This is a genomic window from Streptomyces sp. OR43 (assembly GCF_008042275.1).
In the GTDB taxonomy this organism is placed as follows: domain Bacteria; phylum Actinomycetota; class Actinomycetes; order Streptomycetales; family Streptomycetaceae; genus Streptomyces.
The window spans coordinates 3820029-3845867 of the sequence record NZ_RDBK01000043.1 but is presented as its reverse complement, the minus strand read 5'-3'; the positions used below and the strand labels follow the sequence as shown (position 1 = coordinate 3845867).

Annotated in this window: 21 protein-coding genes and 1 pseudogene; 12 read left to right on the top strand and 10 right to left on the bottom strand. The window is 70.8% G+C overall.

Going from position 1 to position 25839, the window contains the following annotated elements:
- Nucleotides 1-187: 187 nt before the first annotated feature.
- Complete coding sequence (locus EAO72_RS36475; protein ID WP_148021294.1) at nt 188-382, bottom strand: DUF3046 domain-containing protein; 195 nt, start codon at nt 380-382, stop codon at nt 188-190.
- 79 nt (nt 383-461) lie between these two features.
- On the opposite strand from EAO72_RS36475, the gene EAO72_RS36470 reads away from it, so the two are divergent.
- Complete coding sequence (locus EAO72_RS36470; protein WP_148021293.1) at nt 462-1376, top strand: hypothetical protein; 915 nt, start codon at nt 462-464, stop codon at nt 1374-1376.
- A gap of 76 nt (nt 1377-1452) precedes the next feature.
- On the opposite strand, the gene EAO72_RS43545 is transcribed toward EAO72_RS36470, so the two are convergent.
- From EAO72_RS43545 to EAO72_RS36460, 3 genes and pseudogenes are all read right to left on the bottom strand, one after another.
- Entirely contained in the window at nt 1453-1758 is a 306-nt protein-coding gene (locus tag EAO72_RS43545; RefSeq protein WP_261991836.1) for an AzlD domain-containing protein, read from the bottom strand.
- Between the two features lie 60 nt (nt 1759-1818).
- Nucleotides 1819-2574: pseudogene (gene recA, locus EAO72_RS36465) on the bottom strand (recombinase RecA); the annotation flags it as partial.
- A 242-nt stretch (nt 2575-2816) separates the two neighbouring features.
- On the bottom strand, nt 2817-3392 hold the full coding sequence (locus EAO72_RS36460) for a TetR/AcrR family transcriptional regulator (protein ID WP_148021291.1): 576 nt from the start codon (nt 3390-3392) through the stop codon (nt 2817-2819).
- Between the two features lie 91 nt (nt 3393-3483).
- On the opposite strand from EAO72_RS36460, the gene EAO72_RS36455 reads away from it, so the two are divergent.
- Nucleotides 3484-4515 carry a zinc-binding dehydrogenase gene (locus EAO72_RS36455; protein ID WP_148022235.1) on the top strand — a complete coding sequence of 344 codons (1032 nt, stop codon included), beginning with the start codon at nt 3484-3486 and terminating at the stop codon, nt 4513-4515.
- 304 nt (nt 4516-4819) lie between these two features.
- On the opposite strand, the gene EAO72_RS36450 is transcribed toward EAO72_RS36455, so the two are convergent.
- Both EAO72_RS36450 and EAO72_RS36445 read right to left on the bottom strand, forming a co-directional pair.
- A complete protein-coding gene (locus EAO72_RS36450) occupies nt 4820-5260 on the bottom strand; it encodes a hypothetical protein (RefSeq protein WP_148021290.1) in 441 nt (146 codons plus the stop codon).
- A 110-nt stretch (nt 5261-5370) separates the two neighbouring features.
- Nucleotides 5371-7284: a family 20 glycosylhydrolase gene (locus tag EAO72_RS36445; RefSeq protein WP_187285329.1), complete on the bottom strand. Its 1914-nt coding sequence runs from the start codon at nt 7282-7284 to the stop codon at nt 5371-5373.
- Nucleotides 7285-7691: 407 nt separating this feature from the next.
- Between EAO72_RS36445 and EAO72_RS36440 the strand changes: the two genes are divergently transcribed.
- The 6 genes from EAO72_RS36440 to EAO72_RS36415 all read left to right on the top strand — a co-directional run bounded on the left by EAO72_RS36440 (nt 7692) and on the right by EAO72_RS36415 (nt 14991).
- On the top strand, nt 7692-8297 hold the full coding sequence (locus tag EAO72_RS36440) for a class I SAM-dependent methyltransferase (protein WP_148021288.1): 606 nt from the start codon (nt 7692-7694) through the stop codon (nt 8295-8297).
- 129 nt (nt 8298-8426) lie between these two features.
- Nucleotides 8427-9236, top strand: coding sequence for a helix-turn-helix domain-containing protein (locus EAO72_RS36435; protein ID WP_187285418.1), 810 nt, complete (start codon nt 8427-8429; stop codon nt 9234-9236).
- A 205-nt stretch (nt 9237-9441) separates the two neighbouring features.
- Complete coding sequence (locus EAO72_RS36430; RefSeq protein WP_148021286.1) at nt 9442-10305, top strand: ABC transporter ATP-binding protein; 864 nt, start codon at nt 9442-9444, stop codon at nt 10303-10305.
- A 294-nt stretch (nt 10306-10599) separates the two neighbouring features.
- Nucleotides 10600-11667 (top strand): iron-siderophore ABC transporter substrate-binding protein, encoded by a 1068-nt coding sequence (locus EAO72_RS36425; RefSeq protein ID WP_148021285.1) that lies wholly within the window; start codon nt 10600-10602, stop codon nt 11665-11667.
- A gap of 4 nt (nt 11668-11671) precedes the next feature.
- Nucleotides 11672-13774, top strand: a complete 2103-nt coding sequence (locus EAO72_RS36420; protein ID WP_148021284.1) for an iron ABC transporter permease — start codon at nt 11672-11674, stop codon at nt 13772-13774.
- Between the two features lie 98 nt (nt 13775-13872).
- Nucleotides 13873-14991: a peptidase C39 family protein gene (locus EAO72_RS36415; RefSeq protein WP_148021283.1), complete on the top strand. Its 1119-nt coding sequence runs from the start codon at nt 13873-13875 to the stop codon at nt 14989-14991.
- On the opposite strand, the gene EAO72_RS36410 is transcribed toward EAO72_RS36415, so the two are convergent.
- The 3 genes from EAO72_RS36410 to EAO72_RS36400 form a co-directional block, all read right to left on the bottom strand.
- Nucleotides 14958-16466 (bottom strand): DUF4246 domain-containing protein, encoded by a 1509-nt coding sequence (locus tag EAO72_RS36410; protein ID WP_148021282.1) that lies wholly within the window; start codon nt 16464-16466, stop codon nt 14958-14960. The two genes, EAO72_RS36415 and EAO72_RS36410, sit on opposite strands and share 34 nt — an antisense overlap.
- Before the next feature lie 176 nt (nt 16467-16642).
- On the bottom strand, nt 16643-17017 hold the full coding sequence (locus EAO72_RS36405) for a VOC family protein (protein ID WP_148021281.1): 375 nt from the start codon (nt 17015-17017) through the stop codon (nt 16643-16645).
- Nucleotides 17018-17082: 65 nt separating this feature from the next.
- Entirely contained in the window at nt 17083-18957 is a 1875-nt protein-coding gene (locus tag EAO72_RS36400; protein WP_148021280.1) for a transketolase, read from the bottom strand.
- A gap of 319 nt (nt 18958-19276) precedes the next feature.
- On the opposite strand from EAO72_RS36400, the gene EAO72_RS36395 reads away from it, so the two are divergent.
- Both EAO72_RS36395 and EAO72_RS36390 read left to right on the top strand, forming a co-directional pair.
- Nucleotides 19277-19939 carry a DUF4230 domain-containing protein gene (locus EAO72_RS36395; RefSeq protein ID WP_187285328.1) on the top strand — a complete coding sequence of 221 codons (663 nt, stop codon included), beginning with the start codon at nt 19277-19279 and terminating at the stop codon, nt 19937-19939.
- A gap of 174 nt (nt 19940-20113) precedes the next feature.
- A complete protein-coding gene (locus tag EAO72_RS36390; protein WP_148021279.1) occupies nt 20114-21277 on the top strand; it encodes a cellulose-binding domain-containing protein in 1164 nt (387 codons plus the stop codon).
- Between the two features lie 70 nt (nt 21278-21347).
- Here EAO72_RS36390 and EAO72_RS36385 read toward each other — a convergent pair whose 3' ends face one another.
- Nucleotides 21348-22076 carry a GntR family transcriptional regulator gene (locus tag EAO72_RS36385; protein ID WP_187285327.1) on the bottom strand — a complete coding sequence of 243 codons (729 nt, stop codon included), beginning with the start codon at nt 22074-22076 and terminating at the stop codon, nt 21348-21350.
- A 303-nt stretch (nt 22077-22379) separates the two neighbouring features.
- On the opposite strand from EAO72_RS36385, the gene EAO72_RS36380 reads away from it, so the two are divergent.
- A complete protein-coding gene (locus EAO72_RS36380) occupies nt 22380-23459 on the top strand; it encodes a zinc-binding dehydrogenase (RefSeq protein WP_148021278.1) in 1080 nt (359 codons plus the stop codon).
- Nucleotides 23460-23693: 234 nt separating this feature from the next.
- Nucleotides 23694-25817 carry an alkaline phosphatase D family protein gene (locus EAO72_RS36375; RefSeq protein ID WP_148021277.1) on the top strand — a complete coding sequence of 708 codons (2124 nt, stop codon included), beginning with the start codon at nt 23694-23696 and terminating at the stop codon, nt 25815-25817.
- The last annotated feature ends 22 nt before the right edge of the window (nt 25818-25839 follow it).

The window sequence follows — 25839 nt, the reverse complement described above, 5'->3', positions numbered from 1 at the left end:
GGACGGCGGGTGCGGTGGCGCGGTCGGCGGGACGGGCGGGTCGAGGGGCGGCTGGGTCTGAGCGGTCTCGTCTGTCGGTGCCACGGAGCAAGTCTCGCCTACTCCGTGGACACCGGGTCGCGCACCCCTTCGCCCGCTGCCCGGGCGCACCGGCCACGGCCTGCCCGCCACACCACCTCGACGCGCTTCAGCGCTTGTCCGCGGGGATGTCCACGGCCGCGCACACCCCACGCCAGACGTCCTTGGCCTCCCATCCCGCGTCCAGTGCCTGCCGCACGGTGCGCCCGCCGAGCTCGGCCATCACATGGTCGCGCGCGAAGGAGTCGGCGTACCCCGCGCCGAAGTGGTCCGCCATCCGTTCCCAGAAAATCGTCAACCGCATGCCACCAGTATCCCGCTCCTGAGAGTGCAGCCTGGCCGCCCGGCCTTGCCGAGAGCGTTTGCCGTCCTACGGTCGGTGCATGGCTGGAACCGGAACAAGTCCCCTCAACCGTGCCGAGCAGTTCATCTGGCTCACGGCCCGCGTCCTGGAACAGCGGCGGTTCGCCCATCACTTCCTGAAGGGAAGTGCGGACGCCGTGGAAACAGCGCTCGCCGCCTTCCTCAACGAGGACGGCGGATACGGTCACGCGCTCGAACCCGATCTGCGGGGCCCCGTGAGTCAGCCGCTCCACACGGCACACGCGCTGAGCGTCCTCGACTCCATCGATCGCTGCGGCGGGCTCCGGGTGGAGCGGATCTGCCGATTCCTGACCGCCGTGTCCACCAAGGAGGGCGCCTTACCTGCTCTGCTCCCCACGCAACGCGGCTACCCTGCCGCGCCGTTCATCCCGGTCATCGACGACCCACCGGCCGAACTCCTGGTCACCGGGCCCGTCGTCGGACTGCTCCACCGCAATTCGGTGTGGCATGCCTGGCTGTTCCGGGCGACGGACTTCTGCTGGGCGGCCGTCGACGCCCTGGAGGTGTCGCATCCCTACGAGATCGAGGCCGCGGTCGCCTTCCTCGACGGTGCGCCGGACCGGCCGCGGGCCGAGGCCGCTGCCGACCGGCTCGGGCGTCTGGTGCGCGACCAGCGGCTCGTCGCCCTGGACCCGGAGCGGCGCGCCGACTCCCCCGTGGCGCCCGGGTACGCGCTGGGTGAGCAGCACTTTCCATACGACTACGCCCGTGCGCCCGAGTCGCTCGCCCGGCGCTGGTTCACCGACGCGGAGATGGACCGCGCGCTGGACCATCTCGCGGCCGGGCAGCAGGCGGACGGCGGCTGGCCCGTGACCTGGCGGCAGTGGGCCCCGGGAACCGCTCTGGAAGGGCGCCCCCTGGTCACGCTCAGAGCCCTGCAGACGCTCCGGGCGTACGGGCGCGGCCTGGGCTGACCACCGGGCACCGGCCATGGGCTCGGTGCCCGGCCCAGGGAACCGGGCCCCTGTCCCGCGCCGGCGCAAGACGTGGTCAGCCGAGGGCTCGTACTCCGGCGGTGACGGCCACGGCCACCCCCACGACCACGAGAAAGGGCGCACGCAGCACGAGGGCGAGGGCAGCGGCGGCGAGCCCGGCTCCCCTGGCGTCGAGTACCAGGTGCTGGCCGGTACCGAAGGCCTGCTGCGCGGTCAGAGCAGCCAGCAGAGCCACCGGAAGCAGGGCGGCCAGGCGCTGCACGACCGGACGCTCCAGGGCGCCGGCCGGCACCAGAAGCCCCAGGAGCTTGGCGAGGTAACAGCCGATGGCGGTCAGCGCGATGGCGATCCAGACGTTCATCGGCCGTCCTCCTGAGCGCTGGTGCTCGGCGCCACCCGGGTCTTCGCGGCCGTCTTCTCCGCTTACCTTGTTCTTGACGACCTTGACGCGGGTGCGGTTACCGACCGCGTCGGTACCGTCCTTCAGCGTCTCGATCCGCCGGATGTCCAGACGCACCGAGGCATAGAACTTCAGCGCCCGGCCACCGGTGGTGGTCTCCGGCGAGCCGAACATCACACCGATCTTCTCGCGCAGCTGGTTGATGAAGATCGCCGTGGTCCTCGTCTGGCTGAGCGCACCGGTGATCTTCCGCAGCGCCTGGCTCATCAGACGCGCCTGCAGACCCACGTGCGAGTCACCCATCTCGCCCTCGATCTCCGCGCGCGGCACGAGGGCCGCGACGGAGTCGATGACGATCAGGTCGAGCGCGCCCGAGCGGACCAGCATGTCGACGATCTCGAGGGCCTGCTCACCGTTGTCCGGCTGGGACAGGATGAGGTTGTCGATGTCGACGCCGAGCTTCTTCGCGTACTCCGGATCAAGCGCGTGCTCCGCGTCGATGAAGGCCACCTGGCCCCCGGCTTTCTGTGCATTGGCCACGGCGTGCAGCGTCAGCGTCGTCTTACCGGAGGACTCCGGTCCGTACACCTCCACCACACGGCCGCGCGGCAGACCGCCGACACCGAGCGCCACGTCCAGCGCGGTGGACCCGGTGGGAATCACCTCGATGGGCTCGTTCGGCCGCTCGCCGAGGCGCATCACCGCGCCCTTGCCGAACTTCCGCTCGATCTGTGCGAGTGCGGCGTCCAGCGCTTTCACATGGTCGGTTCCTGTCATGTGCTTCACCAGTCCGATTGAGTGGCGCGCCACACGTCGGAGAACGCGGGCGTCTGCTGCCGACAACGGACGTGTCGGAGGTCCTGAAAACGAACATCCGATCGAATTTCGTGTCCAGTGAAAGGTACCAAACAGAGAGAAGCGGGACGGGGGTGCGCGCCGGACCGTGCCGGCCGGCCCTCGTGGGCGCCGGGCGTGCCCGGGCCTGGCCGGACGGCGGCACGGAGCTGCGCCGCGGACGGTTACGGCCGGGGTGAAGTGCTGGACCAAACCAGGATCCGTGCCAACGCGGTGCTCTCCGGGAGGGTGTCGAGGGGAAGGGGTTGCGTGGCGACAGCGCCCTCGTGCAGCACGAGGAGCTGGGTGGCGAGTGTGGCCGGGTGCGCGCAGCCCGCCGTGGCCGCGAGTTCCCCGAACAGGTTCAGCAGCCAGAGCTTCTGGTCAGCGGCGATGCGGTGCGCGGGATGTGAGGGGTCCGGGAGCTCGGCCAGGGCGTTGATGAAGGCGCACCCGCGGGTATTGGTCCCGCTCCAGCTCCGCAGCGCCTCGAAGGGTGCGGTGACGGCCTCGGCGGGAGTGTCGGAGGCGTCGACGGCGGCACGGACGAGTGACCGCCAGCGGTGGTCGCGTTCCGCCAGGTAGGTCGCCACGAGGTGGTCCTTCGAGCCGAACTGGTTGTACAGGGTCCGCTTGGTCACGCCCGAATGCTCGGCGATCAGATCCACGCCGACCGCTGTGATTCCGCGGTGATAGAACAACTCGTCGGCGGCGGCCACGATGCGGCGGCCGGCCGGCGTCAGAGGCCGCACTGCCTGCACGGCGATTCCTTCACTGATCGGTGTACGGTGGAAGAAGTTCACCGATCAGTATACCTGCGAGGAGGTTCACGTGACGGGTGTGTCCGATTCCATGCGAGCGGTGCGCATCACCAGGCACGGAGGGCCGGAGGTCCTTGAGCCGGCGAGGGTCGCCGTCCCCACGCTTCGGGCGGGGGAGGTGCTGGTCCAGGTCGGCTCCGTGGCGCTGAACAACACCGACCTGTGGACCCGTGAGGGCGCCTACGGCCGTCCCGATGACCCGAAGGCGCTGTCGGGCTGGCGGGGGCCGATCGACTTCCCGCGTATCCAGGGCGCCGACGTGGCCGGCCGGGTCCTGGCCGTCGGGGCCGGGGTGGGGGAGAGTCTCGTCGGACGCCGAGTGGTCGTCGACCCCGCGATCTACGACGCCGAAGGGCCGGACGCCAACCCGGTGGGCCTGATGGGGAGCGAACGCGACGGCGGATACGCCGAGTACGTGACGGCGCCCGCGAAGCGGGTGCACGACGTGACGGGCTCCCCGCTCACGGACGACCAGCTGGCATCACTGCCCACCGCCTACGGCACGGCGCTGGGCATGCTCGAGCGAGGCCGGCTGAGGCAGGGAGAAACCGCCCTGGTCTCGGGAGCGTCCGGCGGCGTCGGCCTCGCGCTGGTGCAGCTCGCCCGCGCACGCGGGGCCAGGGTGATCGCCATCAGCAGTGGGACGAAGATCGACGCGGTGCGCGAAACGGGCGCGCACGAAGTCATCGACCGCGCAGGGGACGTCGCCGCGCAGATTCGCGCCGTCGCGCCGGAGGGGATCGACGTCGCACTCGATGTCGTGGCGGGTGAGCTGGTGAGCGACGGGCTTCCGCTGCTGCGTGAAGGGGGCCGGTGGGTCATCGCCGGTGCGCTCGGTGGATACGGTGTGACCTTGGATGTGCGCCGGCTCTATCTGCACAACGCCCAGGTCATCGGTTCCGCGATGCACACGCCGGCGCACTTCGACCTCCTCATGGGCCTGGCCCGCCGGGCCGAGATCGAGCCCGTCATCGCCGCCGTCTTCCCCCTGGACCGGGCCGGTCAGGCACAGGAAGCACTGTCCCGCCGGGGGCATGTGGGAAAGATCGTCATGCACCCGTGATCCCTCCGTCCGACGGTTCGCGGGCGGAGCCATGAGCGCGCCGCCGCGGGGCGCAGCGGAAGCCGGTTGACCTGCCGCCTCGGGCGCCGCGGCAGTCGGGGTGGCGCGCGGGGCCGGTCGCGAGGCCACGGACGGCACCGGTGTATCGGAAGCCCGGCGGTTCGCCCTGCGTCTACGCCGTCGGCCACGGCCCCGTACGGCGAGCACGGGCCCGTGTGGGCCGCCCGCCCGCTCTAAGGGAGCGGCCGTTCCGGTGATGCCCGGTCAGCGGCGGCCGGTGGCCAGGACGACGAGTGATGCCCGGTCAGCGGCGGCCGGTGGCCAGGATGACGAGGAACTGGCCGCCGCCCGGCTCGATGTCGGCCGTCACCGGCAGCCCCGGTACCAGTCGGGAGAACCGGTCCACCAGCCAGTCCGCCGCCTCCTGGGCGTCCCGCCTGGTCGGACAACGGCCCACCATCTCGCGGCCCCCCTTGCGCTCCAGCCGCCCGGCCACGGTGATCAACGGCGCGGGTTCGACCACGTAGACGTGGTCCGGCCAGGCGATGGTCACCTTGACCGCCCCCTTGCGGGTGTTGCACCCGCGATGGGCGAGCCGCTCGGCGACCTTGGCCTTCCGGTCGGCCGTCCGGCTGTCGACGCTGGGTCCCCGCGGGTCGTTCACCGACTCGTCGGGGTCGACCGCTTCGTCACACACCCAGCATCGCCAGCCGTCGCGCTCGGCCACATCATCAAGGAGACTCATCCGAGCAAACTAGCCTGCCCGGCCGCCGCCTCGCGCATCCGGGCCCCGTAGCTCGCCGTGCGGGCGGCCGTGCCGAGTGCGCCGGGAGAGCAGAGGCCGGGCCGTGCGGCTCAGGCCAGGACCTCGAAGGAGTAGATCGAATAGCCGTAGCCGGTGGCGCGGGTGATGCCCTGCATGCGGACATGGCGCGCCGTGGTGGCGGGGAACGTGAGCGTGTCGACGCCGGCCGCGGCCAGGCCGCGGCGCTGCGCCACGGTCCGCCACGTCGCACCGTCGTCGGAGACCTGGATGTCGTAGTCCTTGCCGTAGGCCGACTCCCAGTCGAGGCTGACCTTCGAGAACGGCTGACGGCTGCCGAGGTCGACGCTCAGCCACTGACCGTCGGTGTACTGGCTCGCCCAGCGCGTACGGGGGGTGCCGTCCACCGCGTTCGACGGCACCAGGCTCGCCGTCTCCGACGAGGAGGCCGTTGCCGCCTTGTTGAAGGCGAGGTCTCCGGGCGTCGGCTCGGGCTTGACGACCGTGTCGGGGAGGTACGCGGTTCCCGGTCCCTGGCCGACAGTGCCCACCCGGTTCAGGAACGCGGCGTAGTTGGTGCCTGCGCGAGAGCCGGACCACATCTTCTGGGCCAGTGCGGCAAAGCTCTTCTCGACCAGGCCGTGGACCTGGAGTTCGGTGTACGTGGCGCGGACGAGGTCGTTCCACACGGCCGGCATGGCGCCGAGGAGCATCGGATCCTGGAAGGTGAGATCACTGGTTCCGCCGAAGACGTGCGGTTCCCAGCTGTCGAAGACGTACTGACCGTCCAGCCCCTGGCCGTGGTAGTAGTTCGCGAACGGGACCACGTAGAGCAGGCCGTCGTTGGAGTTGATGACCTTGTAGCCGTCCGCGACGGCCGCCTTGGGCGAGTACCAGCCGTTGTTCCAGCTGTTGATCACCATGTTCGTGTCGTAGCCCGCTCCGCCGCCCGACATGGCGCTGAAGCTTCCCCACGCATTGACCTTCTTGCCCAGCGACCGTACGTACGGGGCGATGGTGTTCACGTACGTCTTGTACTGCGAGACCAGCGACGCCGGGTACTCGTCGATGCCTATGTGCACCGTCGGGCCGCGGAACCACGGCACGAACTCGGCATAGACACTCTTCATGAACTCGGTGGCGGCCGGATTGCTCAGGTCGAGGTGGTCGGAATTGCCGCCGTCGAGCCCGATCTCGGGCTTGAACCTGACGAAGGCGCGCGCATGGGCAGGGGCATCGATCTCGGGGATGATGGTGACGCCATGGGCCGAGGCGGTGTTCTCGAAGGAGTCCCAGTCCTGCCGCGTGTAGCCCTGGTCGGCGCCGAGTCCGGCGAAGGCGGGATTGCCGCTCTTGAGCCGGAACGCGGAGACGGCCTGCGACCAGTCACCGTCCGGTGCCTGGATCTCGTTGTCATTGAGGTGCAGTTGGAAGGTGTTGAGTTTCAGCCAGCCCATCCAGTGCAGATAGGACCTGATGAACTCGGGCGTGAAGTACCGTCGCCCGACATCGAGCATGAAACCGCGTACGGCGTAGTCGGGGTAGTCCACGGCGGTGCCGACCGGGATGCTGCTGCGGTCGGCGGACCCGAGGACCGACTGCAGCAGAGTGCGGGTGCCGTAGTACGCGCCCTGCCGGCCTCCGCCGACGATCTCGGCGGAGCGGCCGGTCACGGTGAGGCGGTACGCCTCGGGGCGCAGTTCACTCTTCGCGGCGCCGAAGTCGGCGGCGGTATCGATGCGCAGGAGGATGTCGCCCGCGCGAGGGTTTCCCGTGGCCGTGGTGAGCCGGAGCGAGGTCAGTTCGGCGGCCTCGGCGGCAACCTGGGCCGCCAGCGCCTTCAGAGCCGCCGACGCGCCACGGGGAACGACGACGCGGCTCGACGAGGTCAGGGTGAGCTTGCCGGTGCCACCGGTCCACTGCTGCAGCGCGGGCACCACGCCGGGAGGCGCTGTGTTGACCTCTGCGGCGGCGGGGGAGGCACCGATGAGGGACACCACGGGCATGAGCAGGAAGCTGCCCAGAACGGTTCTGCGCGCCGGTTTCCGTTGATTCACAGATCTCTCCGGGGATGGGCGTGAAAAGGACGTGAGTTGCCTGCGCCGAGCGGCGGAGACAGCCTTCGAGAACGTGCCAGGAGCGGTGCCCACAGGGTCGCGGCGCGCCCTCGCAACGGTCAAGAGGTGTAGACCTCTCGATCGGAGCTGCCGCCGCGCGGCCGTGGACGAACGGCAGAAGACGCAGGTGGGGACTTCGGGCGCCGGAGTGCCGGCATCCAAAAGTCCAAGCACTCCGGCCTGGGAGTCCATGCTCACGCGGCCGGAGAACCTGGCCTCGGGCCCTCGCCGCTCCGTCGGTGCTGTGGCTCCGGCCGCTGCCTCGCGCGGCCGGGCGGCTCCCTATAGTTGGCCCCATGAGTCGTTGGTCGGAGATGGCCGGGAAAGCCTCCGGGGAGGACTACGCCGCACGATTCGCGGCCCTGGCCCGTAGCGGCAAGAACGTGCACGGTGAGGCGCGGTTCTGTGCCGCTCTCGTGCCCGTCGGGGCGCGGGTGCTGGACGCCGGGTGCGGTACCGGACGCGTCATGATCCGGCTCGCGGAACTCGGGTACGACTGCGTCGGGGTGGATCTTGACGCGTCGATGCTGGCCGTGGCGCGTCAGCAGGCGCCCGGACTGCCCTGGTTCCACGCTGATCTGGCCGGCTTCGAGCCGGACTCGCTGGGCATCGCCGGGGGCTTCGACCTTGTCGTCGCCGCGGGCAATATCTTCCCGTTGCTGGCCCCCGGCACCGAGAGGGCGGTGGTGGAGCGCCTGTCCGCGGCACTGCGTCCGGGTGGCCTGCTGGTCGCGGGCTTCGGTCTGGACGAAGCCCACCTGCCGGTGCCGCCCGGCCTCACGCTGGCGGACTACGACGACGGGTGTGCCGCGGCCGGCCTCACTCTCGTCGACCGGTTCGCCACCTGGGATGCCGACCCCTACGCGGGCGGCGGTTATGCCGTCAGTGTCCATCGCCGATGAGGGCGTACGCGACGTCCGGACGGCCGCTTCCGCCGGGCCCGCAGGGCGTCGCGGGCCGGGGAGGGACCACGGGCCGGGGATAGACTCGGCCGCATGGTCCGGTCGTCCTGTGGTGAAGCGATGCCCGGGATGTGGCGGCGCGAGGCGGGCACCGTGGTGCGCAGGGTCCCGGCCCCGGAGCCTTCGGAACAAGGAGCGGGCCCCTTCGCCATCAGCGCCGGATTCCGGATTCCGCGCGTTCCCACGGAGTGGGAGCCGCACGCACATCCTCTGCACGAACTCGTCTGGGTACGCGGGGGAACGCTGACGTCCCATGTGGGGGACCGCATCTTCACCGTGGTCGAGGGCAACGGGCTGTGGATGCCCGCGGGAGTGGTTCACGGGGGCCGGGCGACGGCCGGTGCGGAGTTCCACGACGCCCTCTTCGCCCCTGACCGCACGCCGTTCGCGTTCGCGGAGCCGAAGGCGATCGACATGACGCCGTTGCTCGAGTCCCTGCTTGCCCACTTGTCCCGCACGGATCTCGACGCAGCGGCCAGGGCGCGGGCCGAGTCGGTGGTGTTCGACGTGATCCAGCCGTCGGCGCGCCAGTTCACCTTGCAACTGCCGGGTGACCCCCGGATCGACGCGATAGCCGAAGCCCTGCTGGACGATCCTGCCGACGCCCGCTCACTGGAGGAGTGGGCCCGGCAGCTGGGGGCCAGCGAACGCACGGTCACCCGCGCGTTCCGCCGGGCGACCGGTCTCTCCTTCGCCCAGTGGCGGCAGATGCTGCGGGTCCATCGGGCCCTGATGCTCCTCTCCGAGGGTGTCGATGTGATGACGGTTTCCGAGGAGCTGGGCTACGCGCAACCCAGCTCCTTCATCGCCGCTTTCCGCCGCGTCATGGGTACGACGCCGGGCGCCTTCTTCGACGCGGCCGCCGACATCTCCTCGTGAAATGTCCGGAATCCCGTATCGCGTGTCCAGAACACCTGGTTGTCGACACGGCAAGCGGAATATAACCTTCTCGGAGTTAGGTAACCCTTAGTTGTTGCTTGCCGCGAACGGTGCTGCCCGTACGCGGAAGAGTTCGCTGTCCGGCTCGTGAAGACCGGACGGAGGGTGCCGCAGTCCTCGCCCCTTCGAAACTCCGGACGCATCGATGTTCACAAGCCCCTTCCGGCAAGCCACCGCCCCCGCGGCCGGCCCCGACACCCCGGTGGCCGCGCTCAACGGGCACGACCTGGTGCTGAGCTACGGCTGCGAGCCGGTCGTCCACGGCGTCTCCATCGCCCTGGAACCCGGCCGTGCGACCGCTCTGGTGGGGCCCAACGGCAGCGGGAAGTCCACGGTGCTGCGCGCACTCGCACGCCTGCACCGGGTGGACGGCGGCCGGATGACGCTCGGCGCCCCCGGCGGAGCGGACGCGCGCGACACCTCACTGCTGAGCGCCCGCCGGTTCGCCCGCGAGGTCACGCTGTTCTCCCAGTCGAGGCCCGCGCCCCAAGGGCTGACGGTCACGGAGGTCGTGGCCTTCGGACGCCACCCGTACCGGCGTGGCTTCGCCGGACTGACGGCCGAGGACCGGAGCGCCGTCGACCGCGCCATGGGCGTCACCGGCGTACGGGACATGGCCGAGCGGCCGGTCGGGGAGCTCTCCGGCGGTGAGATGCAGCGAGTCTGGCTCGCGGCCTGCCTGGCCCAGGACACCGGCGTCGTGCTGCTCGACGAACCGACCAACCACCTGGACCTGCGCTACCAGATCGAGACCCTCGACCTGGTGCGTGATCTCGTGGAGAAGCACGGCATCGCCGTCGGCGTCGTGCTGCACGACCTCGACCACGCGTCACGCGTCGCGGACACGTTGGTCCTGATGCGCTCCGGCCGTGTGCACGCGGTGGGAGCACCGGCCGATGTCCTCACCGCGCAGAACATCGGCGAGGTCTACGACATCCGTGTCGAGGTCGGCACCGACCCCCGTACGGGCCGTCTCCGTATCGATCCGATCGGACGCCATCCCGTCTGAATCCACCAGCCTGTCCCCGCTTGAATCCACCGGCCTGCGCCTGCCTGAAATGAGCGGCCCGGCTCTGTCCGCATCCACCGGCCCGTCCCTGCCCGGGAACACGGGCCTGGCCTCGGCCGAGTCTTCCGAGCCTCCCGAGCCGCCCGGGCCGTCGCGTCCGGAAAGGCCGGCCCCGGCCGCGTGAATCAGCCCGACGCCAACTCGCCCGGGGCGGCCGGACCACACCCCCCCCGCCCTCACTCGCGGTGGCGCACCATCCGCCGCCGCACCTCATCGTAAGAAAGAGGAACGTTCATGAACCGTGCCCATCGCCTCGCGGCGTCAGCCTCCGCGGGACTCGTCGTCCTCGCCGCAACGGCTTGCGGCACGACGTCCGCCGACAGGACCGACGCCGCCGGCAGCAGCGCCAGTGCGGCGCCCGCGTCGGCGAGCTGCGCCGACGACACCACGGCCACCTCGACGAAGCCGGTCTCCTTCACGGACGGTGTCGGCCGGCAGGTCAAGCTGGACAAGCCCGCCAAGCGGATCGCCGTCCTGGAGTGGCAGCAGGTCGAGGACGCGCTGACCCTGTGCGTCACCCCCACCGCGGTCTCCGACGCCAAGGGATACAGCACCTGGGTCAGTGCGGAGAAGCTGCCCGGCGGAGTGACGGACATCGGCACCCGTGAGGAGCCCGACCTCGACACCCTCTACGCGACGAAGCCCGACCTCATCGTCGTGGAGGCGTTCAAGGCCGACGACGAGACCCTCGTGAAGCTGGAGAAGCGAGGCGTCCCCGTGATGGCCACGCTGGGGGCGGACCCGAAGGACCCGATCGGGAACATGAAGAACGTGTTCAGCATGATCGGCGAGGCGACGGGGCGCACCGAGCGCGCCGACCAGGTGCTCAAGGAGTTCGACGCGCACCTCGCGACGGCGAAGCAGCAGGTCACCGACGCCGATCTGCCGACGGACGACTTCCTGTTCTTCGACGGATGGCTGGAGGGCGGCAACCTCACCGTCCGTCCCTACGGCAAGGGCGCCCTGTTCACCCAGATCGGTGAAGAGCTCGGCATGAACCCCGTATGGACCGACGACGTCAACAAGGCGCACGGCGACGGAGGCGTCGACCCCTCCTACGGTCTCGCGCAGACCGACGTCGAGGGACTCACCGCGGTGGGCGACGCCAACTTCTTCTACGCCAATGACGAAGGGGCCGGCGGGTACGTCGCCGCGCTGGCGAAGAACCCGCTCTGGAAGACCATCCCGGCCGTCAAGGAAGGCCGCGCGCACGCGTTCCCGTCGGGTGTGTGGGGCGCAGGCGGCCCGCTCTCCTGCGAGCAGGCGATCGACGCCTACGTCGACGTACTCGACAAGAAGTGAGCAAGTGAGCACCTCACAGACAACGGTGTCCCGGAGGGAAGCGCTGCCGCGCGCCGAGCGCGGCGGCGGTCCCACCGGGGCGGCCGTCCTGGCAGCCCTGTTCGTGCTGACCGTCCTGGTGGGCCTGTGGCACCTGACGCAGGGAACATCGGAGGTCGGCGTCGGCGACCTGCTGAGGTACGTCACCGGGGAACGGGAGAACACCGGCGGAGCGCCGGTCGGTGAGATCCTCATCGGCTCACGCCTGCCGCGCCTGCTCGCGGGTGTGGCGGTGGGCTTCGCCCTCGGAGCGGCCGGTGCGCTGCTGCAGTCCGTCACGCAGAACACGCTCGCCTCCCCCGACACCCTCGCGGCGACCGCCGGGTCCTACTTCACGCTCTCGCTCGTCGCCGCCTTCGGTCTCACCGTCCCCCTCTGGGCGTCGGGCGCCGTCGCCTTCGCCGGCGGCCTGGCCGCCGCGGCCCTCGTGCTGCTCCTCGCGGGCCGGGCCGCGGGCACCTCGGGCACCCGTCTTATCCTCGCCGGGTCGGCGATCGCGATGGCCCTGGACTCGGCGACCGCGATGATCCTCATCCTGTTCAAGGAGAACACCACCGGTCTGTTCGCCTGGGGGAGCGGGTCGCTCGCCCAGATGAACATCGACGCGTCGGTACGCGCCCTCCCCGTCGTGGCCGTGGTGCTGTGCGTCGCCCTCGCGCTGTCCCGGCGGCTCGACGTGATGAACCTCGGCGACGACACCGCGTCCACCCTCGGCGTGCCGATCCGGGCCACCCGGGTGATCGCCGTGATCTGCGCGGTCGTTCTGACCAGCACGGCGGTGACTCTCGCGGGCCCGATCGCCTTCCTCGGCCTCGGTGCCCCCGTGTTCGCCCGGCTGATCGCCGGACGGGCCAGGGCGCTGCGCCGCCACCTCTTCCTGGTGCCCGCGGCCGGGCTGCTGGGCGCGCTGCTCATCCTGCTCGCCGATGCGACCCTGCGTGCGATTCAGGGCGCCGACGGGGCAGCCTCCATTCCCACCGGTGTGCCGACCGCGCTGCTCGGCTCCGTCGTGATCGTGGTCCTCGCGCTCCGTCTCCGTGACACGGGAGGGCTCCGGCAGCCACCGCGTGCGCGGGTCGCCGCGCGGTCGCGCCGCGCCTACCTCCTCGTCCTGTCCGCCGCCGCGGCACTCCTCGTCGTGGCAGCCGTCGTGGCCGTCCTGGCCGGATCCCTCTGGCTGCGGACCGGCGACATCGCGCTCTGGGTCCAAGGTGCCGCCCCCGACCTGATCGGACAGGCGCTCGACGACCGCGTCCCGCGCGTGGTCGCCGCGATCCTCGCCGGTGCGGCACTCGGCCTGGCCGGCTGCGTCGTACAGGGCGCGGTACGCAACCCGCTGGCGGAACCCGGTGTGCTGGGCATCACGGCGGGCGCCGGCCTCGGCGCCGTGGCCATCGTCACGTCGGGGCTGCCCGGCGGCCGTCCGCTGCTCATCGGGGCCGCCGTCGTGACGGGGCTCGCCACGTTCGGACTGATCGCCCTGCTGTCCTGGCGCGGCGGCTTCCTGCCCGACCGGTTCGTACTGATCGGGATCGGCTGCGGGTACGGCCTCAGCGCGCTCACCACCTTCCTCCTGCTGCGCGCCGACCCGTGGAACACGCCCCGGATCTTCACCTGGCTCTCCGGTACGACCTACGGGCGCACGTTCCCCGACGTCGTACCCGTCGCGGTGGCCCTGGCGCTCGCACTCCCCGTCCTGCTCGCCCTGCGCGACCGGCTGGACCTGCTCGCCGTCGACGAGGACACCCCGCGCATCGTCGGCATCAGGCCGGTACGTGTGCGCTTCGCCGCGCTGGCGATCGCCGCGGTGCTCGCGGCACTCAGCGTGGCCGCCGTCGGCGTCGTCGGCTTCGTGGGGCTCGTCGCCCCGCACCTTGCCCGGTCACTGGTAGGCGCCCGGCACGGACGGTCGATCCCGGTCGCGATGCTCCTCGGCGGACTCCTGGTCTGCGTGGCCGACGCCCTCGGCCGCACCGTCGTCGCCCCGTCCCAGGTGCCGGCGGGTCTCATGATCGCGCTGGTCGGTGCCCCGTACTTCGTGTGGGTGCTCCGGCAGTCCCGCACATGACACCGGGCGGCGGGCCCGCGCCAGCCGCGCACCCGCCGTGAACGCCCCCTGCTCTCCCTTTCCCCTCCCTTCCCCGCCGTCCCGCCAGGAGCACCGGAATGCCGTCCCCGCGCGAAACATCCGTGAAGAGCCTCATCGTCCCGTTCGTGCCCGACGCGTGGCCGGCCCTGTCGAGGCGGCTGGGAGACCACCGGGTGCCGGAGCGCTGGCAGACGGCCGACCGCTCGGGCCACGCCCCTCATATCGTCGCCGTTCCCAGCGACGACGGTGAGGAGTGGACCGCTGCCGCGCTCGTGACGGCACGCCCGAACACCGCCTATCTGAAGATCGTCGATGCCGTCGGTGATGTGCGGGAGGCCGTCGCGGCAGTCGTTGCCCACGCACGCGAACGTGAGCTCGCGCAGGTCAAGTGGGAGGGCTGGACGGCAGACCCCGAGGACGCCGCTGCCGCCGGCTTCGCCGCCCTGAGCCCTCCGCTCACGCAGTCGGAGGGTGCGGACGGACCCGTTTCCGGTTACGTCCGCTGGCTGAGCGACGGCGTGGTCGCCGAGCCCCCGTACTACGGGCAGACCACCCACTTCACGTGCGGCGCCGTCACCGCCCTGGTCGCGCAGGCGCACGCGGGAAGGCTGCCGCGAGAGGCCCTCGACCGCCAGGCGGAGCTGACGCTGTGGCGAGACGCGAACAACTTCCCCGCCTGCGAACCCGTCGGACTCGGCGTCGCCGTGCGCCGGGCCTGGCCGTCGACCCCCGTCGAGGTCCACCTCGACACGGAACGGCCCGTCCTGATCGACCATCACCCGGAGAAGGAACAGGAATGGCGTGCCCTGCTCCAGCGCGCGTCGCGTACGGACGCCGCACGCACCAGTGTCCCCATCGACCCCGGCCACCTCTCCATGACGGCGATCCGGGACGCGATCGGCCGGGGGGAGCACGTACTGCTCCTGCTCTCGCTCGCCGCCATGCAGGGGTTCGACGTGCCGCACTGGGTGGTCTGCCACGGTGTCGTACCCGGAGCTGTCGTGATCGAGGATCCCTGGGCCAACGCTGCGACGGGGGACACCTGGGTCGACGCCCACCTCCTGCCGGTCCCCGACACGTCACTCGACGCGATGTCCACCCTGTCGCCGGACCGCTTCCGGGGGGCCGTGACCCTCGGCCACCCGGAGCGGAACGGTGTGGTTCAGTGCTCGCAGAGGGAGAACTCCCGCTCGTAGAGCTGCTCGTTGTTCTCGTCGACGAAGAACTTGCGTTCCCGCATGAGCTGTTCGCGGAAGCCCTTGGCCTGTTCGAGCGTCATGGTCGAGGTCTCGGCCCACGGTTGCTGCGGCGGCACATCGGAGGTCGAAACGATCCGCTCCGACGGGTCGACCAGGAAGAACGCGAGAATCTTGCGGTGTCCCGGGCGGGCGGGGTCCACGAGACGGAACGATCCGACGCGGTGCTGCAGGACGTTCGGGAACGCCAGACAGCGTCCCGCCGGTGTCGATGCCGATCCCAGCGTCTGGTTCAGCGCGCCTTCGTTCTCCAGGCCGTAGACCTCCCGCATACCGGTGTGGTCGCTCTGCTCGTAATCCGGTTCGTCGAGTGCGGTCCGGAAGCTCAGCCGGCTTTCGGTGATGTTCTCGCTGTCCCAGTAGTAGAGGGCGGTCGATACGATCCGCTCGTTCAGCATGCCCTCCACATGCCAGGAACCGCCGGTGTACTCGGGCTTGTCCGGGGTGAGATGGAGCGTGGCGAGCTTCACGATGACCTGGAGACGACGGCCGCGCAGGTCGACCGCGGACTCCTCGTCGGGCAACTGGGGCGCGACGAAGGCCGGGGCGTCCGGAACGGCCGGGCGGCGGTTCTCGCACCAGGCGTCGTAGGCCTCCTCCCAGGTCTCGACGGCTTCCGCGTACGCCGCGTCATCGGCGAAGGAGGATTCGTCCGGGTACTCCGGCTCCGAGTCGTACCACCCGTAGGGATCGACCTCGATCCGCAGGGGCCGTGGATGACGCAGGTCGGTGAGCACCTTCTCGAAGAGAGGGCGGACCCGCGCGAACAAGTCGGGCAGGACGGCGGCGAGTTCATGATGATTCTCGGGATGCACGTTGTTGACGTACGAACGGAACGAGACATCGCCGTCCGCACTCATGTCGACATCCGTGGGCAGCCACTGGAACGTGTCCGAGAACTCGTACTGCGCATAGCGGTTCGTCGGGTTGTGCCAGGCCCGGTCGGGTGCACCGCTCACCTCTCTCACCAGGCAGAACAGTGAGGGATGAACCAGATCCAGGACCTGGCCGTCGGAACCCGGATGCCAGTCCAGGTCGGCTTCCGGGACCTGTTCCAGAACCCGGACGGCCTCGCGCAGCCGGGATCCGAGCTTGTCGTCGACCAGTCTGTCCGACTGCCACACCCCGTCGACTGCGGACACCTCGATGCCGGTCCGTCCGTCCCGCAGGGCCGCGTAATGCGCCAGTTCGGCCAGGACGTAGGCGACCTCTGCTTCGGTGAGTCCCTGCGCGACCGCCTCCCGCGTCCACCTGGCGACGATGCCGGCGTCGTTCCTCTTGTCGAACCAGTCCGGCTTCGCCCGGATGTGTGCGCTGCACTGCGTTATCTGCAGTTCCCGGAGTGTCCGGGGCGATTGGGACGACCGGGAACGGGTGGTGTGAAAGGGCATCGGGAAGGCGGTCAGGCCGGTCACTTCTCTTGTTCCTCCGAGTCGGCGTGTGGTGGCGGGAACGATACGTGAGCCGACTGACAGTGCCTCAGTCGTCCCCGCCGTCGCCGGGTCCGGGTGCGGGACCGCGGCTGCATGGCCACCGGCACACGGGAGGGCGCCGGGAGAACGCGTCTTCGGGCGCGCGGGAGGACTCGCCTTCAGGCGCCGGGAAGGAAGAGGCAGAAGAGGTGACCGTGCGGGTCGCGCATGACCCGCACGTCGTTCTGGGGCTGATGTTCCTCGACCGTCGCGCCCAGCGCACACGCCCGCGCGGTCTCCGCCTCCAGATCGTCGACCTGGAGGTCCAGGTGCGCCTGCATCTGCTGGGCGCCCGGACGTGGGGGCCAGACCGGTGGCGTGTGGTCGGCCTCCTCCTGGAAACTGAGTCCGGGGCGCTCCTGTTCAGGAGCCCTCAGCCGGACCCAGCCGGGTTCCCGCTCCACCTCCTCCCACCCCAGCAGGGCACGGTAGAAGTCGGCCAGCGCGGGTGGATCGGGAGTGCCGAGGACCGTGGCACCGAGCGAGATCGTCATGACCCCACTGTGCCCGCGGGATGGGCCCGCGCGCATCCGTTCCGCGGGAGCGCCCGGCGGCTCCTTCAGCGCCGCCCGACCAGGGCGCGGGCGGCATCGGCGATGTGGGAGCGGGAGATACCGGCCGCGTCGAGGAGTTCGCCGGGGGCGCCCGAACCCGGCAGGCTCGTGACGGCGAGGTGGGCGAAGCGGGGGTGGGCGCCGGAGGCGGCCAGGGCCGAGAGGACCGCTTCGCCGATGCCGCCTTCGGGATGGTGGTCCTCGGCGACGATCAGCGCGCCGGTGTCCGAGGCGGCTCGGGCCAGGGCGCCGGCGTCGACCGGCTTGACCGAGTACAGATCGATGACGCGGGCCGGGATCCCGTCACCGGCGAGCTCCTCGGCGGCGGCCAGACACTCGTGCAGGGTGACGCCGGCGCCGATCAGGGTGACCCGGTCGTCGTCACCGCCCCCGCGCAGGGTCTTGGACCCACCCGGCGCGAAGCTTTCGTCCTCGTTGTACAGCACCGGGTAGGCGCCGCGCGTGGTGCGCAGGTACGAGATGCCGTCGATGTCCGCCATCGCGGCCGTCAGGGCGGCGGCCGAGGTCGCGTCGGACGGATACAGGACGGTGGACCCGAGGACCGCGCGCATCATCGACAGGTCCTCGACACCCATCTGGGAGGGGCCGTCGGCGCCGATCTCCACCCCGCTGTGGGTTCCGCACAGGGCCATGGTGATCCCGGAGACGGCGGCCATCCGGATGAAGTCGTGCGCCCGGGTGAGGAAGGCGGCGAACGTGGTGGCGTAGGGGCGGAAGCCGCGAACGGCCATGCCGACAGCGGTGGCGATCATCTGCTGCTCGGCGATGTAGACCTGGAAGTACCGCTCCGGATGCGCCTTCCGGAAGTCCTCGGCGTGCGTCGAGTTGCCGACCTCGGCATCCAGGGCGACCACGTCCGGGCGAGCACCCAGAGCGGCCAGCGCCTTGCCGAAGGCGACCCGGGTGGCGACCTCGTCCCCGACGTCGTAGCGAGGCAGCTCCACCGGGCCCGCCGCTGGGGCCGCGACTGCGGTGGCCTCGGGCGGCCGGGGGCCGCGCACCCGCAGGTCGCGTACGCCGCCGAGTTCTGCCACGGCGCGCTCGGCCAGATCCTCGGGCAGAGGTTTGCCGTGCCAGTTCTCCTGGTCGGCGACCTCGCTGACGCCGCGGCCCTTGACGGTCCTGGCGACGATGACCGTGGGTGCCTGCCCGTCGGCGGCGGTGGCCAGGGCCCGGTCGACCTCTTCGAGGTCATGGCCGTCGACCACGAGGGCACGGCAGCCGAACGCCTCGGCCCGCCGCGCGTACGCGGCCGTGTCCCACTGGAGCTCGGTGGGGCCGCTCTGACCGAGCCGGTTGACGTCGACGATCGCGGTGAAGTTGGCCAGCTGGTGCCTGCCCGCCTTGTCGAGCGCCTCCCAGACGGAGCCTTCGCTCATCTCGCTGTCCCCGCAGAGCACCCATACCCGGTAGGGCTGCTTCTCCAGGTCGCGGCCCGCCAGCGCGATGCCGACGCCGTAGGCGATGCCCTGGCCCAGGGAGCCGGTGGCCACGTCGACCCAGGGCAGCACCGGGGTGGGATGGCCCTGGAGGCGGTGGCCGAACCGGCGGTACGTGGTCATCAGCTCCTCGTCGCTGATGACTCCGGCCGCCTTGAACATGGCGTAGAGGAGAGGCGACGCATGCCCCTTGGAGAAGATGAGGTGGTCGCCGGCGGGGTTGTCCGGCGCGGACCAGTCGTAGTGGAGATGGCGAGCGAGCAGCACGGCCATCAGGTCTGCCGCCGAGAGGCTGGAGGTGGGGTGCCCGGATCCTGCGGAGGTGCTGGAGCGCACCGAATCCACCCGGAGCTGCTGGGCGAGTTCGAAGATCTGAGGCAGGTCGGTGCTGGAATCGAGCGTGGTCGTTCGGGCGGACATGACCAGGTCCTTTCGTCGGGTGGCCGCGATGCGATGCGAAGGAGGGTTCCCGCAATCGCGCGGTCCATCACGCCCACGGGAGCGCTTGACCTCGTTCGGCGGTGAGCAGGAGGCGCGGGGCCGTGCCGATGCTGCTCCGGCCGGGCCTCGCGAGCGCCTGCGGGCCGGCTCGTCGGGGATGCCGTGCGGTGGCCGGGCGCGTCCGCACCGCCCGTCGCACGTTCCCGCATCGGGCCGGGCCTTGCGCGTTCCTCAACTCGACTGTCTCGTACGGGATTTCGGGGGCATCCGGAGTAGTACAGGAAAGGAGGGCCTTCGGATGACGAATTCGCTGGGGCGCCTGCCGGGACGTATGCCTGCCTGGGCGAAGGTGGTGACGGCTCTCGTGCTGGTGATGGCGGTGCTGTTCGCCGGGATCAGGCTGGCCGTACTGCCCGGCATCAAGGATCTGTTCGGCACCCGGACGACCGACCGCTCGGGCCCCGCCGTCCTGAAGTCCATCAAGGACATGAGCCGTTTCGACGCCGCATCCGGGAATTTCCAGGTGGTCGTCGACCTCGAGAAGGACGCCAAGTACCTGCCGGACGCCGTACGCGGCTCCCGCACGCTCTACGTGGGCGCGGGCACGGTGGAGGCGTACGTCGACCTCGGCGCCATCGGGCAAAACGGCGTGACGGTGAACGAGGACCGCACCTCCGCCACGCTGCGGCTCCCGCACGCGCGGCTCGGCAAACCCGCACTGGACGTGGACCACTCCTACGCCGTCTCCAAGCAACGCGGACTGCTGGACCGTCTCGGAGACGTGTTCTCGGACAATCCCAACAGTGAACACGCCGTGCAGAAGCTCGCGGTCTCGCACATCGGCGACGCGGCCGAGGACAGCGGACTGACCGCGAGGGCCGAGGCCAACACCACCACCATGCTGGAGGGCCTCCTGCGCTCCCTGGGCTTCAAGGACGTGCGCGTCTCCTACGGCACCTGACGGGGAATCCTCGGTGCCCGGGTGTCAGGACGCGTCCGCCCGGCCTCCGAGAGGTGAACTCGGACGGACATCAATATTGACAGTGTGCCGTCAAGTCGCTGTGATGGCAGTGGGAGCGCTCCCACTGCCATCACTGTCGCACGGTCCCACGGTTCCCCACCCGAGGAGGCGCACATGCCGAAACTTCTCCCGCGATTACTGCGCAGACCCTGGACGGCGGCTGCGGCCGCTCTCGCGTTGGTGATCTCGGCCTTCGTCGCCATGCCCGCCAGCGGTGCGGACCCGGCATCCGGATGCCGGGTCGACTACACCGTCAACGAGTGGACCGGCGGCTATTCCGCGCAGGTGCGCCTCACTCATACGGGCTCCGCGCTCAGCGGCTGGCGCCTGACGTGGACGTACGACGGCGACCGGCAGGTCACCTCCGCATGGAACGCGACCGTCACGCAGACCGGCCACGTGGTGACCGCCGTCAACGCGGACTGGAACGGCGAGGTGGCCGACGGGGGCAGCGTGGACTTCGGTCTGCAGGGAACCTGGCAGTCGGCCGGCCACGCCCCCACCGACTTCGCCCTCAACGGCGTCTCCTGCGGCGGTGACGGCACCTCGCCACCGACCACGCCACCTCCCACGACGCCACCGCCTTCGGCGGAGTGCGGCGATGCCGCCGTCTGCGAGGACTTCGAGGACCAGACCGGGCCGGCCCCCGCCGGGAACTGGCGGTTCACCGCCCCCGACTGCCAGGGCACCGGGACGGCCGCCGTCGATACGGAGGTCGCGCACAGCGGCACGAGATCGCTGCGGCTGGACGGGCGGGCCGGCTACTGCAACCACGCCTTCGTGGCCGCCGCAGCGGACCTGTCGTCGGTGGGCCCGGTGCTGCACCTGCGCATGTGGGTACGGCACACCACCGCGCTCCCGGCCGCGCACGTCACCTTCGTGTCGATGCCGGACAGCTCCCAGGGCGGCAAGGCGTTGCGGATCGGCGGCCAGAACGGTGCCCTGCAGTGGAACCGGGAGAGCGACGACGCCACGCTTCCGGCGCAGAGCCCGGTGGGGGTGGGGCTGAGCAGGCCTCTGCCGACGGACAGCTGGCAGTGCGTACGGTTCGCCATCGACACCACGGCTCCGGGACTCGACACCTGGCTCAACGACGAGCAGGTGCCCGGGCTGCATGCCGACGGTGTACCGACGCAGGACGTCGACCAGCAGTGGCTCTCCCGGACCACTCCGCCGAGACCTGTCGAGCTGCGGCTGGGCTGGGAGAGCTACGGAACCGGCGATGACACCCTGTGGTTCGACGACGTGGTCGCCGGCTCGTCGCCCGTCGGCTGCTGAGGGCCGCATCCGCCCGGCCCCGGCCGGGGCCCGGAGTCCGCTCCGGCCGGGGGAGCGGGCTCCATCGCGCTCAGAGCATCGCGCTGCGGGAGCTGCGGGTGTTGGTCACGGTCACCGTGGCGGTGTCCGAGCGATAGCGGTCCTCGGACCATTCGACGGGGGTGCCCAGGGAATCGGTCGTCAGGCGCCGTTCCCTCAGGAGCGGGAAGCCCTCGGGAACGTCCAGGAGCTCGGCGTCCAGTCGGTTGGCGGGTACGGCGTCGAACGTGTGCCGGGCCGAGTGCAGATCTACGCCCTGCTCGGTGAGCAGGGCGTAGATGGACCCGGCGTCCAGATCGGCGGAGATCAACGGGCGGCCCACCGACTCGACATACGTCATGCGCTCCAGCATCGCGGGGCGCCCGTCGAGCAGGCGCAGCCTGATGAGCTGGACCGCGAGATCGTCCGCGTTGATCTCCAGGGCGGCGGCGATCTCCGGTTCGGGGCGCCGCAGGGCGATCTCCTGCAGCTTCTGGCCGGGAGTGTGTCCGGTCAGTTCCGCGCGGTGGGTGAAGGACAGGAAGGACTCGAACGGCTGGGTGGGGACCGTGTCCAGCACCACCGTCCGCTTGCCCTGGCCGCCACCGATGAGTCCCTCGTCGCGCAGGGTGGCGAGCGCCTGCCGGACCGGGCCGCGTGACGCCGAGAACTCCTCGCACAGCTGGGATTCGGACGGCAACGACTCGCCGACCTGGAGGTTCCCGGAACGAACCCGGTGGCGGAGTTCGGCTGCGATGGTCCGGTGCAGAGGTGTTGCCATGGACTTGACTCTACAGATGTCCTTCGATCCGACTCCGGCCGTCGGCCACCTGGCCGTGCGGCCCGCCTCGGCGCCTCCGAGCCCGGTGCGCTTCGGGCGGAACCGACGCGAACTGCCCTCCTGGCGTGCGCTGTTCGGCCCCGCGCGTGGAGGGCGGCGGCTGCCGAGGGTGGTCGAGCGGGCTGGGCCCCGGAGTGATTCTGCATCCGCTGTTCACCCAGAGTTTCGCCCCGGCCCCTCAGGGCTGTCTATACATGTTGCTTACTCGTACGCAAGCAATCATGACGGATTGGGTTTGACGCCATGCCTGGGACCGCCCCCGACGAACTCGTCGCCGTTCGCTACGCCCGCTGGGACGGGGTCGACCGGCCCTTCACGTTGGTGACCGCCACGACCCCCCGGTCGCCCGGTGCGGGGGAGGTGCTCGTGCGCATCGATCTGGCCACCGTGTGCGGCAGCGACCTGCACACCGTGCACGGGCGGCGGCCGTCCCCGGTCCCCGCGGTGCTGGGGCACGAGCAGGTGGGGACCGTGCTGGCGGTGGGGCCCGGGGCGCCGTCGTGCGTGGACGGCACGCCGGTGGTGCCGGGGCTGCGCGTGGTGTGGTCGGTCACCGCCTCCTGCGGAACCTGCCGGCGCTGTCTGCGCGGCAACCCGCAGAAGTGCCAGGGCCTGCGCAAGTACGGGCACGAGCCGCTCGACGAACGGGCCCCCCTGACCGGCGGGTTCGCCACCCACTGCCTGCTGCTGCCGGGCACGGCCATCGTCGCCGTGCCCGCAGGGCTGCCCGACGCGGTCGCCGCCCCGGCCTCCTGCGCCACCGCCACCGTGGCCGCCGTCCTGGCCGCCGCCGGTCCGCTGGAAGGGCGGGAGGTGCTGGTCACCGGGGCGGGCATGCTCGGTCTGACGGCGGTGGCGATGGCCGCCATGGCGGGTGCCCGCGTGACCGCTGTCGATCCGTCTCCGGCCCGCAGGGAGCGGGCCGGGCAGTTCGGGGCCGCCCGGGTGCGGGACGTGAACGAACCTCCCGGCCTCTTCGACGTCGCTCTGGAGCTGTCGGGGCGTACGGAGGGTGTGGTGGCGTGCCTGTCGGCCCTCGATGTCGGGGGAACCGCCGTGCTGGCGGGCTCGGTCTCTCCCGCGGACGCCGTGCCCGTCGACCCCGAGTGGCTGGTACGGGGGCTGCGCACGGTCACCGGTGTGCACAACTACCGCCCCGCCGACCTCCAGTCGGCCGTCGCGTTCCTTGCCGACCGTCATGCCGCACACCCCTTCGCCGGCCTGGTGGAAGGGGCGTACGCGCTGGGCGATCTCGGTGCTGCCGTGCGGGCCGCCCAGGGGGCGGACGCGCCGCGGCAGGCCGTTCTGCCGGCCCTGGGCTGACCGCACCCCCCGCGCCGCGCGTGCGGCAGCCGGGCGCGCAGCGCGGCCGGGGGCGGGTGAACACCGTGCGCCGACCCCGCGGCGTGCATGAACGTGAAGTGACTTGTAGATACAAGTCATTGTCCTTCGCCGCGCGCTCTGTCAGCGTCTTCACCGGGGCCCCGGACGGGCCATCACCTTTCGGTCCTCGTATCCGCCGGGCGGATACGAGGACCGCGTTCCGAAGGAGAGAAGATGCCGGACAACGGCCTGGACAGACGGAAGATACTGACCGGCGGCGTCGCAGCCGCTCTCACGGTCGGTGGAGCCGCGCCGGCCTTCGCCGCAGGCGCCGCGCCGGACGCCGCGCGGGGTGCCGAAGCCCCGCTGCGCGCCGCCGTCCTGGAGTACGAGGACCCCTGGACCAAGGCCCTGGGACTGGCCGAACTGCTGGGGCAGGCCGGCTTCGAGGTCGTTCCGCTCGATCTGGCGCTCCCGGCGGACGAACMGCCGCAGCCGGCCGACCTGATCGCCTTCGGCACGTTCACGAACAACAGCAGTGACTACCTCGAGTACGTCGCCGACCAGGCCGAATCCCTGCGGCGGTTCGTCGCCGGCCGCGGGGTCGTCCTGGATCTGGCGCAGTCCGACCAGTACGGCGCCTCGGTGGCCTATCTGCCGACCGGTGTGTCCGCCGTGCGTACGGACGCCGACTACGACACGATCTACCCGGTCGATGCCGGCCATCCGCTCGTCAAGGGGCAGCGGGTCAGCAACGGCCGGCTGTTCACCGGCCGGAACACCAGCCCGCGGGTGAGCTACGAGACGGTCCAGCGGTGGAGTTCGATGCGGGTGCTGATGGCGTGCGCCGCCTCAGGGTTCCCGCCCGCGCTCCTGGAGGGCCAGTTCGGCGCCGGACGGTTCCTCGTGACCAGCCTGACCCTCGACAAGATCCGCGACAGTGCCGGTGCCGCGGTTCAGCCCGCCGAGGCGGTGGCGGACAGCGCGGCGTTCTTCGCCGCGCTGGCCGGGTACGTCACGTCGGTGCGTGCCGGTACGGCACCCGCCGTCGTCCCGACGCCGATGCCGCCGGAGCGGCCGGTCGGGCCCATGGTCGGCCACACCGAAGCCGGCAGCGCCCGCATCTGGGCGCGCCCCGGCCTCGACCCCTCGCTGTACGCCCGCTGGAACTGTGCGTACCGGAAGCTCGGAAAGCACGGTCACGGGGCCTGGCGCACCGTCACCACCAGGGTCGAGCCCGACAACGACCACACGCTCATCGCCCAACTGCGAAGTCTTGCCCCGGACACGGCGTACGAGTTCGTCCTGACCCCCGTCAACGAGGCGGCCGGGTTCACGCCGATGACGGGCTCGTTCACCACCTCGCCCCCGCCGGACAAGCCGTCCGTGGTCACCATGGGAATGGGCTCGTGCGGACCGTCGGTCGCCGACCACGTGTGGACGAAGATCATGGAGGAGGGCTGCGACAGCTTCGTCATGCTGGGGGACACCCCGTACGTCGACAGCGCCGACCTCGCGGTGGCACGGCAGAAACACCGTACGTTCCTGGTCCAGCCGGAGATCTCCCGGATGATCAGCTCCATGCCCGTCTGGGCCACCTGGGACGACCACGACTTCGGCGGCAACGACTTCCACGGCGACTACAAGAGCAAGCGCCAGAACCGCACGGCCTTCGTCAACTACCGCGCCAATCCCACCTTCGGGCAGACCGCGGACGGGAAGATCCTCACGCAGCGGACGGACGGCGAGGGTGTCTATACATCCTTCCGTCGTGGCCCGATCGAGGTGTTCCTGCTCGACCCGCGCTGGTTCAGCCGTACCGCGCCGAGCTGGGCCGACAGCACCCAGCTGACCTGTCTGGGCACGGTGCAGTGGGACTGGCTCCGCAAGCAGCTCCGCGGGAGCACCGCGCCGTTCAAGGCCATCGCCACCGGCATGATCTGGGACGACAAGCAGAACGCCGAGAAGGACGACTGGGCCACCTACTCCTACGAGCGCGAGGCGATCTACGACTTCATCGCGGAGGAGCGGATTCCCGGCTGCTTCCTGGTCGGCGGCGACATCCATGTCTCCCGGGCCCTGAGCTACGGCCCCCGCGTCGGCTACGACCTGTGGCAGTTCATCGTCAGCCCCCTGCACGACAGCACCATCCCGAGTCTCAACGTGCCCAGCCCCCACCTGGTGCACAGTGCCGTCGAGCCGCACGTCTTCCTCAAGCTGGTCGCCGACACGACGCTCGACATGCCGACCCTCACGGCCACCTGGATCAACCGTGACGGCGAGCGCCTCTTCGAGGTGACCCGCACCGCGGGCGAACTGGGCCACACCTCCTACCCCAGGCCCTCCGGCCACCGCTGAACCCCGTCGTCCCGCCCCCTTC